This window comes from Pelagibius sp. Alg239-R121 (assembly GCF_947331435.1).
Lineage (GTDB): Bacteria > Pseudomonadota > Alphaproteobacteria > Kiloniellales > Kiloniellaceae > Denitrobaculum.
On sequence record NZ_CAMZOF010000001.1, the window covers coordinates 592,618 to 609,557 of the forward strand.

Annotated in this window: 17 protein-coding genes; 4 read left to right on the plus strand and 13 right to left on the minus strand. The window is 57.2% G+C overall.

Going from position 1 to position 16,940, the window contains the following annotated elements; all coding sequences use genetic code 11:
* The first annotated feature begins 27 nt into the window (after nt 1–27).
* Entirely contained in the window at nt 28–663 is a 636-nt protein-coding gene (locus QMZ18_RS02515) for a glutathione S-transferase family protein (protein ID WP_282604652.1), read from the plus strand.
* A 90-nt stretch (nt 664–753) separates the two neighbouring features.
* Here the strand turns inward: QMZ18_RS02515 and QMZ18_RS02520 are convergent, their stop codons facing one another.
* From QMZ18_RS02520 to irrA, 4 genes are all read right to left on the minus strand, one after another.
* A complete protein-coding gene (locus tag QMZ18_RS02520) occupies nt 754–1,344 on the minus strand; it encodes a DUF3501 family protein (RefSeq protein WP_282604653.1) in 591 nt (196 codons plus the stop codon).
* 68 nt (nt 1,345–1,412) lie between these two features.
* Nucleotides 1,413–2,753 carry a heterodisulfide reductase-related iron-sulfur binding cluster gene (locus QMZ18_RS02525; protein WP_282604654.1) on the minus strand — a complete coding sequence of 447 codons (1,341 nt, stop codon included), beginning with the start codon at nt 2,751–2,753 and terminating at the stop codon, nt 1,413–1,415.
* Between the two features lie 441 nt (nt 2,754–3,194).
* On the minus strand, nt 3,195–3,608 hold the full coding sequence (locus tag QMZ18_RS02530; protein WP_282604655.1) for a rubrerythrin family protein: 414 nt from the start codon (nt 3,606–3,608) through the stop codon (nt 3,195–3,197).
* A 315-nt stretch (nt 3,609–3,923) separates the two neighbouring features.
* Nucleotides 3,924–4,346, minus strand: a complete 423-nt coding sequence (irrA, locus tag QMZ18_RS02535; protein WP_282604656.1) for an iron response transcriptional regulator IrrA — start codon at nt 4,344–4,346, stop codon at nt 3,924–3,926.
* Between the two features lie 354 nt (nt 4,347–4,700).
* Between irrA and fabA the strand changes: the two genes are divergently transcribed.
* The 3 genes from fabA (at nt 4,701) to QMZ18_RS02550 (ending at nt 7,406) form a co-directional block, all read left to right on the plus strand.
* Nucleotides 4,701–5,219: a 3-hydroxyacyl-[acyl-carrier-protein] dehydratase FabA gene (fabA, locus tag QMZ18_RS02540; protein ID WP_282604657.1), complete on the plus strand. Its 519-nt coding sequence runs from the start codon at nt 4,701–4,703 to the stop codon at nt 5,217–5,219.
* A 42-nt stretch (nt 5,220–5,261) separates the two neighbouring features.
* Complete coding sequence (fabB, locus tag QMZ18_RS02545) at nt 5,262–6,482, plus strand: beta-ketoacyl-ACP synthase I (RefSeq protein WP_282604658.1); 1,221 nt, start codon at nt 5,262–5,264, stop codon at nt 6,480–6,482.
* A 135-nt stretch (nt 6,483–6,617) separates the two neighbouring features.
* A complete protein-coding gene (locus tag QMZ18_RS02550; RefSeq protein ID WP_282605583.1) occupies nt 6,618–7,406 on the plus strand; it encodes an enoyl-ACP reductase in 789 nt (262 codons plus the stop codon).
* 83 nt (nt 7,407–7,489) lie between these two features.
* Here QMZ18_RS02550 and QMZ18_RS02555 read toward each other — a convergent pair whose 3' ends face one another.
* From QMZ18_RS02555 to QMZ18_RS02595, 9 genes are all read right to left on the minus strand, one after another.
* Complete coding sequence (locus QMZ18_RS02555) at nt 7,490–7,855, minus strand: nuclear transport factor 2 family protein (protein ID WP_282604659.1); 366 nt, start codon at nt 7,853–7,855, stop codon at nt 7,490–7,492.
* Complete coding sequence (locus tag QMZ18_RS02560; RefSeq protein ID WP_282604660.1) at nt 7,852–8,271, minus strand: RidA family protein; 420 nt, start codon at nt 8,269–8,271, stop codon at nt 7,852–7,854. Before QMZ18_RS02560 ends, QMZ18_RS02555 begins: the two co-directional genes overlap by 4 nt.
* Nucleotides 8,272–8,348: 77 nt before the next feature.
* Entirely contained in the window at nt 8,349–9,092 is a 744-nt protein-coding gene (ugpQ, locus tag QMZ18_RS02565) for a glycerophosphodiester phosphodiesterase (RefSeq protein WP_282604661.1), read from the minus strand.
* A 267-nt stretch (nt 9,093–9,359) separates the two neighbouring features.
* Nucleotides 9,360–11,468: a polyribonucleotide nucleotidyltransferase gene (gene pnp, locus QMZ18_RS02570; RefSeq protein WP_282604662.1), complete on the minus strand. Its 2,109-nt coding sequence runs from the start codon at nt 11,466–11,468 to the stop codon at nt 9,360–9,362.
* A 266-nt stretch (nt 11,469–11,734) separates the two neighbouring features.
* Nucleotides 11,735–12,004, minus strand: a complete 270-nt coding sequence (gene rpsO, locus QMZ18_RS02575; RefSeq protein WP_282604663.1) for a 30S ribosomal protein S15 — start codon at nt 12,002–12,004, stop codon at nt 11,735–11,737.
* Between the two features lie 72 nt (nt 12,005–12,076).
* On the minus strand, nt 12,077–13,015 hold the full coding sequence (truB, locus tag QMZ18_RS02580; RefSeq protein WP_282604664.1) for a tRNA pseudouridine(55) synthase TruB: 939 nt from the start codon (nt 13,013–13,015) through the stop codon (nt 12,077–12,079).
* A complete protein-coding gene (gene rbfA, locus QMZ18_RS02585) occupies nt 13,005–13,445 on the minus strand; it encodes a 30S ribosome-binding factor RbfA (RefSeq protein WP_282604665.1) in 441 nt (146 codons plus the stop codon). Before rbfA ends, truB begins: the two co-directional genes overlap by 11 nt.
* 129 nt (nt 13,446–13,574) lie before the next feature.
* Nucleotides 13,575–16,211, minus strand: coding sequence for a translation initiation factor IF-2 (infB, locus tag QMZ18_RS02590; RefSeq protein WP_282604666.1), 2,637 nt, complete (start codon nt 16,209–16,211; stop codon nt 13,575–13,577).
* Between the two features lie 13 nt (nt 16,212–16,224).
* Entirely contained in the window at nt 16,225–16,932 is a 708-nt protein-coding gene (locus QMZ18_RS02595) for an RNA-binding protein (protein ID WP_282604667.1), read from the minus strand.
* Nucleotides 16,933–16,940 lie beyond the last annotated feature (8 nt).

Genomic DNA, 16,940 nt, shown 5'->3' on the forward strand with positions numbered 1-16,940 from the left:
TGTCCGGTGCATACAAGGAGCAGCAGGATGTACAAACTCTACTGGGCTTTTGACACGGCCAGTTTCGGGCCGCATGCGGTGCTGGAAGAAGCCGGACTCGACTATCAACTGATCCCGGTCGATATCGCTGCCGGGGAGAACCGAAAGCGGGCCTACAAAACGATCAGCCCTCTGGGTAAGGTCCCGGTAGTCGAACTGCCTGACGGCCAGATCCTGTACGAGGCCACTGCCATTATGCTGTATCTGGCCGAGCAGCATGGACTGGATGATCTCATGCCGCCGCCGGGTCATCCGCTCCGCGCGCTGTTTCTCCGGTCTCTGTTCTATCTCTCCAACAACGTCCAGGACACCTACAAGCGATTTTACCATCCCCAGCGTTTTTCGACCGACCCGCTTGATGCCCCCAAGGTCAAGGCAAAATCGATCGACGCTTTGATGGAATGCTGGCAGCCGGTGGATGCACACCTGAGCGCAAACGGCCCTTTTCACCTGGGTTCACGCTTCAGTCTGGCGGACATCTACATGACCATGCTGGTGACGTGGTTCCGGCCGATGGAGCAATTGCTGGAAGCTTATCCGGCAATCAGGGCGTGCCACGAGATCGTCGGTCAGAGACCCGCCATTGCGCGCTGCCTCAAACCACCACAGAACATCGACATCTGATAAAAGAAGAAATTCCGGCGCTGCGAATCAGACAATCCGCAGGCTATAGAACGCGATCGTTCTCGGTCGCGTAAAGCAGTCAATCAGACTCTAATCGAAGTCTTGCGCCAGCGCCGCACGGACGGCTTCCGGCAAGACGGCCATGTGGCTATAGAACTCGTGCTTGAAGCCCAGGATCACCTGGTTGCCTTCGGACCGGAACTTGGCGACCTGGTCGGCGGTGAAAGGAAAGTGGATGAACTGTACTGCCGAGGCCTTGCCGTCGGCCGTGGTCCGATCAACATCCTCTTCGGGAACGCCTATCACGGTCTCACCGTCAAACTGGAAGAAGGCCGTCTCCTCGACCCCGCCCAACTTTGAGAGAAAGGTCGCCCGGCGCACCGGTTCGTCGATTTCGAACATCACCGTGGCGACCAGTTCGCTGCCCTGGGGGATCAGTGGATTATAAGCCTCCAGCTCGTCCTTAAGCTGCTCGTCGCCGCCCTTTTCGATGTAGAGCATCTCCTGAACCTGAGACCACATGGTCTCGTAGTTCTCGAAATAAAAAGTGCAGACCGGGCCGACCTCAAGACGGCGGTGGCGCTTCACGTCGACCAGTGCTTTGCGTCGAGACTTGCGGTCGGCGGCATAAACCTCCATAGGCAGGATATCGTCAGCCGTAATCATGCGCTTTTCCGCCATTGCGGTTTCTCCTGAAACTGACATTCATCTTCTCAATTTACACGATAGGGAAAATCCTATCGCAGAGGTTACAAACCGTAGGCGCGCGCCATCAGCTCGATCGGATGCTGGGCTTCCTCGATCTGTGGCTTATCATCCATCTTCAGGCGTTCGATACCCTGTAGGATATGGGTTCCGGCAAGTGGGCACTCGGAGGCAATGTAGGTCTTGCCGCTGCTGGCCGCCTGGCGGGCCGCGGTGCGCCCGACCTTGATAGCCTTTTCGAAATTGTCCTTCATACAGCCCCAGCTGCCGCCATGGCCCGAGCAACGCTCGATGACCTTGATGTCGGCTTCAGGCACAAACCGCAGCATCTCGGCGGCCTTGGCACCCATGTTCTGCGCCCGCGCGTGGCATGCCATATGCAGCGCGACACCGCCATCCAATGAAGAGAGCCCATCGGCCAAACCCTCTTTCTTGGCAATATCGACCACGTACTCGGTGATGTCCGAGGTTGACGCAGAAAGCTTCTTTACGCTCTCGTCATCCGGCAGGATCAAGGGCCATTCGAACTTTAGCATCAGGGCGCAGGATGGCGTCAGCGCAACAATGTCGTAGCCCTTATCGATCCAGGTCGACATCTCGGCGGCCACACGCTTCGCGGATTCGGCCACCTTGGCGATATCACCCTGCTCGAACTGCGGCATGCCGCAGCAGGACGGATAGACCACTTCGGTCTCGACGCCGTTGTGCGCCAGTACGGCGCGGGCGGATTCCCCAATGGCCGGATTGTTGTAGTTCACGAAACAGGTGGCATAGAGCGCCACCTTGCGGCCGTAAGCCGGCGCATCCTTGTTGGGCGCAGTGCCATCGCTCTTGGCACGCAGGGCAAAGGTCTTGCCATGGAACTTCGGCAACGCTGCCTCTTTGTCGATACCCATCGTCTTTTCCAAGATCGGACGGGTCAGACTGTTTCCGGTGTCGCTGGCCCAATTCGCCAAGCCGGGCATCATGCCGGCGAGTTTGCCGTTGCGGTCCGTCTTGGTCAGCTCCATGAGCGCCTTGTCTGCCTTGCCGGCTTTTAGTTCGGCGGCGCGGTAGCGAAGCATGAGGTGGGGGAAATCGAGATTGAATTCGTGCGGCGGAACGTAGGGACAGGAGACCATGAAACACATGTCGCAGAGCGTGCAGGCGTCTACGACCGGCTTATAGTCAGCAACATCGACCGTATCCAGTTCTCCGCTTTCCGAATCATCGATCAGGTCAAAGAGGATCGGAAAGGATTCGCAGAGATTGAAACAGCGCCGACAGCCGTGACAGATGTCGAATACGCGCTCCAGCTCGGCGTTGATCTTGTCGAAATCATAAAAATCGGGATCGTTCCAGTCGATCGCGTAGCGGACCGGTGCGCCCAAACCACCTTCGCTCATGGATATTGCCCTCTCAGCACTCTCAGGTCTCGCCCTCGCGATGTCGTCAACAGGGGGCAGACGCGCAGCGTAGCTCTGATTCGAAGTGACCCATCGATCAGGCACTCGTCAAGCTGCGCAGATCGTCCCGGCACGGCGCCTGCCAGGACATCCCCGCGCCCGGCAACAGCAGCCAGCAAATAAAGCCGGCGATCCCTTCAGATTGGAAAATAACGGGTTCGCGGGATCGATCCGAAGAACGATCCTGCGAACCTTATGCGGTACTCAGCGAAAATAATGCGCCGCAGCTGCTCCGGTACCTTCCCAACACGGCACCACTCCACCGACAGAAGGGAATTCCACCACATAATCCGCGGAACAAGCACGCCCGTCACAAACCGGAACACCGGGAAGAAGATTTTCCTTCCCCGAAATCCGGCGATACAGCGGACGCAAAGCGCCTTACATCGTGTCGAGTGCTTTCTGGAATCGGCCGGCGTGGCTCTTTTCAGCCTTCGCCAGAGTCTCAAACCAGTCTGCAATCTCGTCGAAACCTTCTTCACGGGCCGTGCGGGCCATACCCGGATACATGTCCGTGTATTCGTGAGTTTCGCCGGCGATGGCAGCTTTCAGGTTCAATGACGTTTCACCAATTGGCTCACCGGTAGCGGGATCGCCAACTTCCTCGAGGAACTGAAGATGGCCATGGGCATGACCGGTCTCGCCCTCTGCAGTCGAACGGAACACGGAAGCGACATCGTTGTAGCCTTCGACGTCAGCTTTTTGTGCGAAATAGAGATAGCGACGATTTGCCTGGCTTTCGCCGGCAAAGGCGTCTTTGAGGTTACCTTCGGTCTTTGAACCCTTTAGCGACATAGTATTCTCCCTCCAGAATGCGGGTTACGGATGCGACTGCCTCAGATCACAGCCGACTCCACGGTCATAGCATTAATAACTAGCCGTGGTCCGAGCCAAGCATGACCGCCCTTGTTTTAAAGGGTGCCGATCAGACTCGATGAGGGTTAATACGACCTTCAAACGGTCATGTCAAACCGTTTAGAATAGTTCTAGAAAGAATAATATCAGTAAGAGGTTGATCGTTTTTCTTGAATCCAAAAATAACTGTGAATTCGCCTCAGATCAAACAGGCCGGGAGGCAATCAAGAACGATTGCGCTCCACAAATTAGATGCTAATCGTTCGCCGGGTTCAGGCGAATGATGACATCCACGCGCGAGACTTTCATGCCCTCGGGCGCATCAGGCAGCGCGGTCAGAACCACCTCGTCGCAATCGACATCCTGCAGCTCACCTGAACCTTCCATATAGAAATGGTGGTGATCATCCATATTGGTGTCGAAATAGGACCGTCCCGCCTCCACGACCACTTCGCGTAACAATCCGGCATCGTTGAACTGATGTAGAGTGTTGTAGACCGTGGCCAGGGAAACTCTGACTTCCGCACCCATGGCCTCGGCGTGAAGCTGCTCGGCCGTGAAGTGCCGGTTTCCACCTTCGAACAACAGCTTTGCCAGCGCCAGGCGCTGACGTGTCGGACGCAATCCGGCGGTCTTAAGCTGATCGATCAGGGCGCTATAGGGGCGTTTTGTGGTCATAAGTCTCAATATACGCACATCCGTACAAAATTAAAGACTTTAGAACAGTAATCTGTTGTTTTTTTTGGAATGACTATAATCTGCAGCGACTCAAACCCCGCCGAAGCAGGCTGCCATTGGGTACAAATACATCTAGTCACGACTTTTTGCGTTTTCCATTGGGTCCTTGAGTTTGTTATGGTTTTTCTGGTAATGCGCTGTGCTATAGTCCGCGTCTTGGCTTAGGGGGAACTGTCGGGAACGCACTCCTGGTCGCCGTAAAAGACGGAGTTCAGGATCACCAAAAAAACGCCCTGAAAATCTACGTGATCCCCCGAGTTTGCGTAAAAGTACTAGTTTGTTGGATTGAGGCCTTTGACCGAACGACCGAATAACTTCTCATACGAAGATCTGATCAAGTGCGCCCAGGGCGAACTCTTTGGCCCCGGTAACGCGCAGTTGCCAATGCCTCCGATGCTGATGTTCGACCGCATCACCAACATCACCGACGTCGGTGGAGAATTCGACAAAGGCGAGATCACTGCCGAGTTCGATATAAATCCTGATCTCTGGTTCTTTAAGTGCCACTTTGAAGGCGATCCGGTCATGCCCGGCTGCCTGGGTCTGGATGCGCTTTGGCAGCTTGTGGGATTTTTTCTTGGCTGGAAGGGAGCACCAGGCCGGGGCAGGGCGTTGGGTGTTGGCGAAGTCAGAATGAGAAACATGATTTTGCCTTCCGCAAAACAAGTCACGTACCATATAGACTTCAAGCGCGTTATCATGCGTCGCTTGGTGATGGGCATTGCTGACGGTGTTGTGAAAGTCGACGGCGAAAATGCCTGCGAGGTCAAGGATCTGCGCGTCGGTGTTTTCACCAGCGATGCACCGGCGTAAAACACCGCTGAATATTTGATATCCGCTTCGGAGAGGCAGATCATGCGACGAGTCGTCGTCACTGGGCTGGGCATTGTTTCCAGCATCGGCAACAACAAGCAGGAAGTTATTTCTTCCCTGCGTGAGGGCCGTTCAGGCATCGAGTTCTGTGAAACTTATGCCGAAATGGGCTTCCGTTCTCATATCCACGGTTCACTCAACATCGACCTCGATGCTGCGATTGACCGCAAGGTTCGCCGCTTCATGGGCGACGGATCGGCCTATAACTATGTCGCCATGCAGGAGGCTATCGCCGACGCCGGCTTGACGGATTCCGAGATATCCCACGAGCGGACCGGACTCGTGATGGGCTCCGGCGGCCCCTCGACGTCCAATCAGGTGGCGGCCGCGGATATCACGCGGGAAAAGGGACCGAAACGGATCGGCCCCTATATGGTACCGCGCTGTATGTCGAGCACGAACTCCGCAAACCTTTCGACTGCATACAAAATCAAAGGTCTGTCCTATTCCATCTCCTCGGCCTGCTCGACTTCGGCGCACTGCGTCGGCAACGGTGCTGAGCTGATCCAGATGGGCAAACAGGACATTGTCTTCGCCGGTGGCGGTGAAGAGTTGCACTGGAGTCTGACCGTTCTCTTCGATGCCATGGGCGCCCTCTCGAGCAAGTACAATGATACGCCGGAACGAGCCTCCCGGGCTTACGATGCGGATCGGGACGGCTTCGTGATCTCCGGAGGCGGTGGTGTGGTTGTGCTGGAAGAGCTTGAGCACGCCAAGGCCCGTGGAGCCAAGATTTATGGCGAAGTGGTCGGCTATGCCGCGACCTCCGACGGCGTGGATATGGTGGCCCCCTCTGGTGAGGGCGGCATGCGCTGTATGCGGTTGGCTATGGCCAATCTCGGCAATACGCCTGTCGACTACATCAATGCGCACGGCACCTCGACACCAGTCGGCGATATCATCGAGCTGGAATCCATTCGCGAGGTCTTCGGTGCCGATATGCCAAAAGTGTCTTCGACCAAGTCATTGACCGGTCATTCCCAGGGAGCGACCGGCGTCCACGAAATCATCTATTCGCTGCTGATGATGGACAACAACTTCCTGTGTGCATCGGCCAATATCGAGAACCTCGATCCCGGCGCAGAAGGATTTCCAATTGTGCGGGAACTGGACGAGAGCAATCAGATCAATTGTGTGATGTCCAACAGCTTCGGTTTTGGTGGCACCAACGCGTCGCTGGCATTCCAACGCTACAATAGCTAACTCCCGAACAACAGGGAGAGAGCGGTTTTCGGGTAGTGGCAAGACTCACGCCACACCAGCATTAGGCACAGGCCGGGCAGGTGAACGCGTGAAAGATATTGAGGAACATATTACGTGACGTCCAAGTCATCGCTAATGACGGGCAAGCGCGGCCTCGTGATGGGGGTTGCCAACGATCATTCGATCGCCTGGGGCATTGCAAAATCGCTACATCAACGGGGCGCAAGCCTGGCCTTTACATATCAGGGCGAAGCCTTTCACAGGCGTGTCGGGCCGCTCGCAGAATCGGTCGGATCGAACCTGCTGTTACCTTGTGACGTCGAGAACGAAGATGATGTGAAGCAGGTTTTCGCCTCGCTCGCGGAGTCCTGGGGCAGTTTGGATTTCGTAGTTCACGCTATTGCCTATTCGGATAAGGAAGAGCTCAAAGGCCGCTATCTGGATACGACGCGCGAGAACTTTCGCCGCACCATGGCCATCTCCTGCCATTCCTTCACCGCTGTCGCGCAGCATGCCTCAGCCCTGATGACCGATGGTGGCAGCCTGCTGACGCTCTCTTATCTAGGTGCAGAGCGCGTGACGCCGAACTACAACGTCATGGGCGTCGCTAAGGCGGCACTGGAAGCCAGTGTCCGTTATCTGGCCGCCGACCTGGGACCACAGGGGATCCGGGTCAATGCCATTTCAGCGGGACCGATGCGCACCCTTGCCGGTTCGGCCATTGCAGACGCGCGTCATACCTTTCGTTTCAACCGGGACAATGCGCCTCTGAAGCGGAACATCCTGCTGGAAGAAGTCGGCTCGGCCGGGCTCTATCTGCTGTCGGATCTTTCGTCCGGCGTGACGGGTGAGATCCACCATGTCGATGCCGGCTACAATGTGATCGGCATTCCCTCGCCGGTGCGGGAAGAAAAGCCTGCCTGAGGTTGGGATTGGGATTCAGCCCGACTTTAATTTTAGCCAAGCATTGATGACAACCAGAATTTAACAGCAGCCAAACTCGGGTTTTAGGCAGTCACTTGGACGTCGATTTCGGTAATCGATCCGGAGTCAGAAAACCGCAGGAGTTCGACTCCATTGCGCACGATGACTTCGCCGCTTTCCGCCTTGGTTGCTCGCATGGTGAAATCGAAGACGACGGCCCGGTTTCTATCCGGCCGGGTGTCCGCAATCTCCCAGGTTACATCTGGAAAGCTTTCGAAGAACGTCGTCATCATCTCCAGGATCGCCGCGCGGCCTTGATAAGTTCCGACGGATGACGAACGGTAAACAGCATCTTCCGCGAACATCGGCCCGATCGCGGCCAGATCGTGCCGGTTTGAGCATTCGACATAGTGCTGCGTCAACGCGGTCAGATCCCGGGTAGCGCTCACCTTTCGTGACCGGGACGGCCGGCGGCGACCGCTTCGCCCTCGATTTCGACCAGAAAATCCGGACTGGCCAGCCCCGCCACCACGACATAGGTCGCGGCGGGCGCATGACCCTCAAGCACGCGGTCGCGGATCTCCCGATAGAGCGTCGTCGCATCGGACCGGGTGACGTAGACCGTAACCTTAATCAGGTCTCGCTTGGCCATGCCTTGAGATTCCAGGATGGCAAAGATGTTGAGCCAGCAACGCTCCATCTGTGCGGCCATATCCCCCGCGAGGCTGCCATCGGGGTTGAGGCCCACCTGGCCGGCAATTACGAGCCGCCGTGCAGAATCGGACACCACGGCACCATGGCTGTAGTTCGACGCCGGCGCAGCAATGCCCTCCGGGACGATAAATTTTGTGGAAGATGTGCTCACCTTGCGCCTCCCATTCGTTTTCTAGGGCAATTGTAGGTTGTTTCAATAGAGAAACGACCGATTTTGGAGTTATCCGATCAAGAAATCGCCTGGGCAATCACATCCGGCGCATCAGTGATCAGGCAGTCAATACCCCATTCAAGCAGCTCCCGCGCCTGTTCCGGATCGTTCACCGTGTAGACTGCCAGGCCATATCCGGCAGCCTTGGTCTCGGTCACCTGCCTGGCCGTCACGGCCTTCGCGTAATGATGGATCGTGACACAGCCCAGATCCTTCGCAATCGATGACCAATCGTCTGGAAGTTCTTCCACAAGATAGCCGCGCGGCAGTTTTGGCGCTTGTTTCTGCAATGCTTCGAGGCTTCTACGCGAGAAACTGCTCATCAGCGGTGCCGGTGATGTTGCCGGCCAGACCCGCTCAAGCACCTCAATAGTCTTCGTGACCGTATCGGCTTCTTCGCCCGGCGAGGGCTTGATTTCGATGTTCGCGGCCATGTCCAACTCCCGCAATAGCCCAAGGGTTTCCTCGAGGGAGGGTACAGTTTCACCGGCAAACTCCGGGCCAAACCAACTGCCGGCGTCGAGCGCCCTGAAATCTGCCAAGCTCAACTCGGACGCCAATGCGTCTTTTCCAGTGGTGCGCTTGAGAGAGTCATCGTGCATCAAAACCGGAATTCCGTCAGCGGTAAGCTTCACATCAAACTCAACCCAAACAGCTCCATAGGCTGCAGCCTGGCGAATGCCGGCCAGAGTGTTTTCCGGCGCCGACGCAGCGGCACCGCGATGCCCCATAATACGCGGCAATGATACTATTCCAGACACAGCGTTCTCCCCAACGTCACCAGCCAGACAAAGTCTTGCTGCCCGCTAACGACGACACCGGGCGTTTCATCCTAGAACCTGATCGTTTTTCACTGAATCTGTGAAATGCACGAATCAGCGTCTACATCAAATTGTTAGAGCAGTTCGTTTTAATGATTCACACCCTGGGGGCATAGCTAAAACTCACAAAAACAAAGGGCGGATGCATCAGCACCCGCCCTTTTTTATTTTTTCGGAAGCTCTTCAGTCGCCGAAGCCTCTAATCAATCAGTCGGCAACAGCTTCCAGATCTGCGCCGGTTTCTTGATCGACGCGCTTCATCGACAGCTTGACCTTGCCGCGCTCGAGGCCGATGCACTTGACCTTAACCTGATCACCTTCCTTGACCACGTCGCCCACGGTTCCGACCCGCTCCTTCGCGAGCTCGCTGATGTGAACGAGACCGTCGCGCGGCCCCATGAAGTTCACAAAAGCGCCGAAGTCCATGATCTTGACGACCTTGCCGTCATAGATCACGCCAACTTCGGGTTCGGCCGTAATGGACTTGATCCAGTTGATCGCCGCTTCACCCTGCTCCTGATCAACAGCCGCGACCTTGATGGTGCCGTCGTCTTCGATGTCGACCTTGGCGCCGGTGGTCTCGCAGATTTCACGGATCACCTTACCGCCCGTACCGATCACTTCACGGATCTTATCTTTGGGGATCGTGAAGGTCGTGATGCGCGGCGCGTGATCCGACACACCTTCGCGGGCGTCCGTCAAAGCCTTCGACATTTCGCCCAGAATATGGAGACGGCCTTCACGCGCCTGACCCAGAGCGATTTCCATGATCTCCTTGGTGATCGAGGTGATCTTGATGTCCATCTGCAGCGAGGTGATGCCACCGTCGGTGCCGGCCACCTTGAAGTCCATGTCACCAAGGTGATCTTCGTCACCAAGGATATCGGAGATGACCGCGAAGTCGTCACCTTCCTTAATCAGACCCATCGCGATGCCGGCGACCGGGCGCTTCAGAGGCACACCCGCATCCATCAGGGACAGCGAAGCGCCACAGACCGAAGCCATGGAAGAGGAACCGTTAGATTCGGTGATCTCGGACACCACGCGGATGGTGTAGGGGAAATCTTCTTTAGCCGGCAGCAACGGACGCGCTGCACGCCAGGCCAGCTTGCCGTGGCCGATCTCGCGACGGCCCGGGGACTTCAGGAAGCTTGCCTCACCGACCGAATAGGGCGGGAAGTTATAGTGCAGCATGAAGTGTTCGCGATAGCTGCCCTCGAGCTGGTCGATGATCTGCTCGTCCTGGCCAGTGCCGAGCGTGGTGGTAACCAGCGCCTGCGTTTCGCCACGGGTGAAAAGCGCCGACCCATGGGTCAGCGGTAGAACGCCGACCTGACAATCGATCGCACGCACATCCTTGCTCGAACGACCGTCAATCCGCGGCTGACCCTTCAGAATGTTGCCGCGAACGACATCGCTTTCCAGGGACTTGAAGAGACCACCCGTGAGGGGCATTTCTTCTTCGCTGAGATCGGCAGCGGCAGCTTCCTTGACCGCAGCAACCTTGTCCTGGCGCAGCAATTTGTCCGCTTCGCCGTAGGCTTCCGACAGCTTGTCGATGATTCCACCGGCCAACAGCTTCTCGCGCAGAGCTTCGACTTCCGGCGGTGGCGGCGGCACGTCGCGCGGTTCGCGTGCACAGCGTTCAGCCAACTCGATAATGGCCTTGATCACCGGCATCATGGCTTCGTGACCGAAGTTGACGGCGCCGAGCATGACGTCTTCAGGCAGTTCCTGGGCCTGCGACTCGACCATCAGGACGCCTTCGCTGGTGCCAGCAAGCACCAGATCAAGATCGGACTCTTCCATCTCGTCCATGCGTGGATTGAGGATGTATTCGCCATCCTTGTATCCCACGCGCGCACCACCGATCGGCCCCAGGAAGGGGAGACCTGAAATCGTAAGAGCGGCGGAAGCACCAACCATGGCGACGATGTCTGGATCATTCTCCAGATCGTGGCTGATGACGGTACAGATCACCTGGGTCTCGTTCTTGTAGCCCTTGGCGAACAGGGGACGCAGTGGTCGGTCAATCAGGCGCGAAGTCAGGGTTTCCTTTTCGCTCGGACGGCCTTCACGCTTGAAGAAGCCACCTGGGATTTTACCCGCAGCGAAGGTCTTTTCCTGGTAGTTGACCGTGAGTGGAAAAAAGTCGATGCCCGGTTTGGGCGACTTCTGACCAACTGCCGTGCAAAGCACGACCGTATCGCCGTAGGTTGCGATAACTGCACCGTCCGCCTGGCGAGCCACACGGCCCGTCTCCAGTTTCAGGGTGCGTCCGCCCCACTCGATTTCTTTGGTGTATATGTCAAACATCTTATTATGGATCCTTAGAGATTCACGTCGGAATCAAAAAAACACCGGACCCACGTAAGGGTCGTAACGGCGGGCATAAGCTGCCCCTTGCCGCAACGACCCTTACGTTGGCCCGGCTCATATCGCATATTGCGCCGACGTACCCGCAATACCGTTTTCATTGGATATCCCGCCATTGGCCCGCCCGAACCTCTGCCCGTCTGGTCGAAACCGAAACGGGTTCAGAGCGGTATTGCGGGCGGAGCCTCATGGCGAGTGCCCTACACCTAGCGGCGCAGGCCTAAGCGCTGGATCAAGCTGTCGTAACGGCTCTGCTCCTTGCGCTTTAGATAATCCAGCAGGCGGCGGCGCTGACCAACCATGATCAAAAGTCCGCGGCGCGAGTGGAAATCTTTTTTATGCGTCTTGAGGTGCTCAGTGAGGTTGATAATCCGTTCAGTCAGAATCGCGACCTGTACCTCAGGTGAGCCGGTGTCGCCCTCGTGCGTGGCGTATTCTTTAACAAGTTCGTTCTTTCGCTCAGTCGTAATCGACATCGCAGTATCCTCGTCTTACAGGTTAGAGAGCGACCCACAGGCTTGAATGCTTCAAGCAAGAATGACCGCACTCTAGAGGTTGAGTACTCGGACCGGGTGAATATCGCCCGCTTCATAACGCGCCAAGGCCACCGGTGTATCGCCGGTCTTGGCAAACACAATAGATCCGCTATTCAGCATGCGAACTTGATCGCTTCGGCTGCGGGCCAACATGGACACCGACTGACCGGATCGCAATCTCGCTGCCTCGGTCTCGGATAAGGCCAGCGCCGGGATGTCGTCCAGCGCGGTCTCTACCGGGAGCAATAGCTCCAAGGCGGCGGGACTATGCCCTAACGCTTCAAGAGATTCCAGCGAAATCGCGTCGTTTTCATGGAAAGGTCCCACCGACGTCCGACGCAAAGCACTGACATGCCCGACCGTCCCCAGTTTCCGGGCCAGATCGCGCGCCAGTGAGCGTACGTAGGTGCCTTTTCCGCAGTCGACCTCGAAACTCGCAAGGTCAGGGTTGAAGGTATCTCTGTCCGAATCGCAAAGGACAAACCTTTCAATCTCAACGGGCCGCGCCGCCAACTCGAATTCGCGATTTTCCCGTGCCAAATCGTAGGCGCGCTCTCCCTGCAGCTTGATGGCGGAAAAACGGGGTGGGATCTGCGCGATCGTGCCATGAAAGTCCGCCAGCGCAGCTTCGATTTCTGCTCTTTCGGGCCGGTGGTCAGAGGTTTCAGTGACCTCGCCTTCACGATCGTCCGTCGATGTGGCTTCGCCCCAGCACACCTCGAAACGATAGGTCTTGCGACCGTCCATAGCGTAGGAAACGGTTTTGGTTGCCTCGCCCAAAGCAAGCGGCAGAACCCCGGTCGCTAATGGATCGAGCGTACCGCCGTGTCCAATTTTTTGAGCATCAAGTGCACGGCGAACCCGGCCGACAATCTGGGTCGAAGTTACGCCGAGCGGCTTATCGACAATCAGCCAGCCATGAACAGGGCGGCCTTTGCGCTTACGCGCCATGGTCCTCGTCGCCCTGATCTTGAGCGGCATCCTCAAAGTCCGGTTGTTCGGTCAGATCACGCCGGACGCTTGGTTGGCTGAGGATAGCGTCAATCTTGTTGGCTTCGTCAAAAGAGCGATCCGCTGCAAATGTCAGGCGGGGATTATTGCGCAGATCGACAACACGTGCGATCTGGCCGCGAAAGTAGCTCGCTGCTCGATTGAGGGCTTCGACTTTGTTTTCCAGCTCGGCTCCGCCGAGGGGAATGACAAAGACGGTCGCATTTCGCAGGTCTGGACTCAGACGCACTTCAGTAACGGTTAGATTTGCGTTCGAAAGGGCAGGGTCAGAAAGTCCGCCCCGAGAAATAATCTCTGACAGAACATGCCGCAGCTCTTCGCCCACACGAAGTTGCCGCTGGCTCGGAGCCCGGCTCCGGCTTCGCTTCATGATCGTTCCTTAGTTTTCAACCGGAGCAGTGGCGAATTAATGGCCACTCGTCCAATCATTGGAGTCGCAGATTAGCTTCGCGCGAAGTCGGCCCGGAGCAAAACCCCGGGCCAGTACTTCGTTTCCGAGCTATAGCTCGCGCGCGATCTCCTCGACTTCATAACACTCAATTTGGTCGCGGACCTGAATGTCGGTGTAGTTTTCGAACGCCATGCCGCATTCGTAACCATCCCTGACTTCCTTGACCTCGTCCTTAAAGCGGCGAAGCGTCTTGAGCGTACCGTCATGGATGACCACGCTATCGCGCAACAACCGAACCTTGGCACCGCGCTTGACGATACCTTCAGTGACCATACAACCGGCGACCTTACCGACCTTGGAATTGCTGAAGACCTCACGGATTTCAGCGTAACCCAGGAAGTTTTCACGCTGCATCGGCGACAACATGCCGCTCATGGCCGCTTTGATATCATCGACCACATTGTAAATGATCGAGTAGTAGCGGATATCGACACCGTCACGGCGAGCCATCTCGCGTGCTTGCGGGTTGGCCCGGACGTTGAACGCAATAATCATCGCACCGGTCGAACGGGCCAGCGTGGTATCCGATTCATTGATACCGCCGACACCGGCATGCAGGATGCGCGCCTTGACCTCGTCGGTTCCCAGTTTTTCGAGGCTGGAAACGATCGCTTCGAGCGACCCCTGAACATCCGACTTGATGACAACCGGCAGTTCGGAAGCTTCACCCTCTTTGATTCGGTCGAGCATCTGCTCGAGGGTCCCGCGACCGGACGCCGCCATCTCTTTCTCGCGCTTGGTCTGGCCACGGAATTCGGCGATTTCACGGGCACGCGCTTCATGTTCGACAACGATGAAATCGTCGCCGGCCAGAGGTGCACCGTTCAAGCCCAGAACCTCGACCGGAAGTGCTGGTCCAGCTTCCACGATCGAATCTCCATGCTCGTTGAGCATGGCACGGACACGGCCCCATTCCGAACCAGAGACAAAAATGTCACCGATTTTCAGGGAGCCGCGCTGAACGAGTACCGTCGCAACAGGACCCCGGCCGCGCTCGAGCTTGGCTTCGATAACGACGCCCTGCGCCGAACGGTCGGGATTGGCCGAAAGCTCCAGCAACTCAGCTTGCAGCAGGATCGCCTCGATCAGCTTATCGAGATTGGTCTTCTCTTTTGCTGAAACTTCGATTGCCAGGATGTCGCCACCCATGTCCTCGACGACCAGCTCATGCTGCAAAAGCTCGGTTTTGACGCGATTGGGATCGGAATCCGGCCGATCGATCTTGTTGATGGCAACGATGATCGGAACCTCAGCAGCCTTGGCGTGATTGATCGCCTCAACAGTCTGTTCCATGATTCCGTCATCTGCCGCAACCACCAGGATCACGATATCGGTAACGGTAGCACCGCGTGAACGCATTTCGGTAAAGGCGGCGTGGCCCGGTGTATCGATAAAGGTAACCTTATCGCCGGAATCCACCGTAACCTGATAGGCACCGATGTGCTGGGTGATACCGCCGGCTTCGCGATCGGCCACGTCAGTCGAGCGCAACGCGTCAAGCAACGAGGTTTTACCATGATCGACGTGACCCATAATGGTCACGACCGGCGGACGCGGCTGAAGGCTGCCCTCATCATCCTCGTCTCCGCGCATGCCGATTTCGACATCTGCGGCTGTCACACGCTTGATCTTGTGGCCAAACTCTTCCGTCACCAGCTCGGCGGTGTCCGCATCGATCGTCTGATTGATGGTCGCCATTACACCCAGTTTCATAAGAGTTTTAACAACTTCGACACCGCGCTCGGCCATCCTGTTCGCCAGCTCCTGGACCGTAATGGTCTCGGGAACGACAACTTCGCGGATTACCTTGTGTGGGAGCTGTGCACTGCCGCCACGCTCCAGCGCCTTCATCTTCTCGCGCTGCCGCTTGACGGACGCCAACGACCGCTGACGGCCTTCGCGGCCTTCCAATGCCTGGCTGATCGTCAGCTTGCCATGACGGCGACGCTGATCGGCTTCACGACGGCTTGGGGTTTTAGGAGCAGGCGCCACACTCTTGCGCTTGATACGTCCTCCCAGATCTTCTTCCAGCTTGATCCCGCCCTTGCGTGCCGGGGCCTCATCAGATTTCGGTTGATCTTTGGTTGGTGCGGGAGCGGCTTCTTTTGCGACCGGCGCTTGCTTGGCGGCCGGCTGCCGAGGCTCTTCGGCGGTCGGGGCAGTCTGCACGACAGGTTCTGCCGCGGCGCGCTTGGCCTCCTCTTCAGCCTGCCTTTTTGCTTCCTCTTCGGCGCGCTGACGGGCTTCTTCCTCTTGCGCTGCAACCCGAAGCTCTTCTTCCGCCCGCTGACGGGCTTCTTCAGCTTCGCGAACCTTACGCTGTTCTTCTTCCTGCTTGGCCGCTTCCAGAACCTTGATGCGCTTGGCCCGTTCATCCTGGGTCAGATGCGACAGATCCTTGGCGATCGCAGCCTGCTCGTCCTGCGGTTCCACAACGTCGGCCTCGCCGGCAGGCACAAAAGCCTTCTCGGCGACTTCGCGACTTTGCGTCACTTCGGTCATTCTGCCGCCTTTACCGGGCGCAAAGGTCCTACTGCGCTTGACCTCGACGGTAACGGCCTTGGAGCGCCCATGGCTAAAGCTCTGCCTGACCTGACCCGTCTCGATCGTCTTCTTGAGCTCGAGAGTGCCCGGCCGACTCAGCTTCAGCGGCTTCTTGGATTCTTTTTCGTTGCTCGTCGTCATCTCTTCCCGGCACTCACTTTCCAGGTCGTCGTCCGTTCGGGATTGTCCCGCGCGGAGGTTCTATTTCGCCATGCCGGACACCCGCCAATCTTGCCGCCTCGGCGACAATACGATCAGCAAAGCCGCCCGGCGCGACGGCAATATGTACCGACGCCGGACGACCGAGTGTACGCCCCAGTTGCTCAGCATCAAACAGTTCTAACACCGGCAATCCGGGCGTTACCGCCCGGCCCAGCGCACGCAGCTTACCGCGCCCGTCTTCGGCTGCATCCACAGCCTGGATCAGAAGACCCACTTTACCCGCCGCAAGCCACGACTTCACTTTATCGTGGCCGGCAACCAACTGTCCGGCACGCTTTGCAAGACTAATAAGCTCAAGACACCGACTGGCGAGCAATCGTTCGACCAGCGTCGCCAAATCCTCAGGTACGTGCACAGCCGATTTCGCCGCTCTGGCGAAAAGATTGCGGGTACGAGCCTTGTCTATCATATCTCGGCGTGGAGACAACCACAATCCGCGTCCCGGCAGTTTACCGGCAAGATCAGGGACAAGGATTCCATCGGGCCCCACGACAAAGCGCAGCAACTCCACAGGCGGTTTTCGCTCGCCGCTGACGATGCAACGCCGCAGGGAACTCTCGGCAGAACGGCGCGTGACCGGCCCAGGTGACTCCTTTGAGCCCCCGTTAGCTGACTGCGCCGTTTCCGCCTCCGATATCATCTGTGACC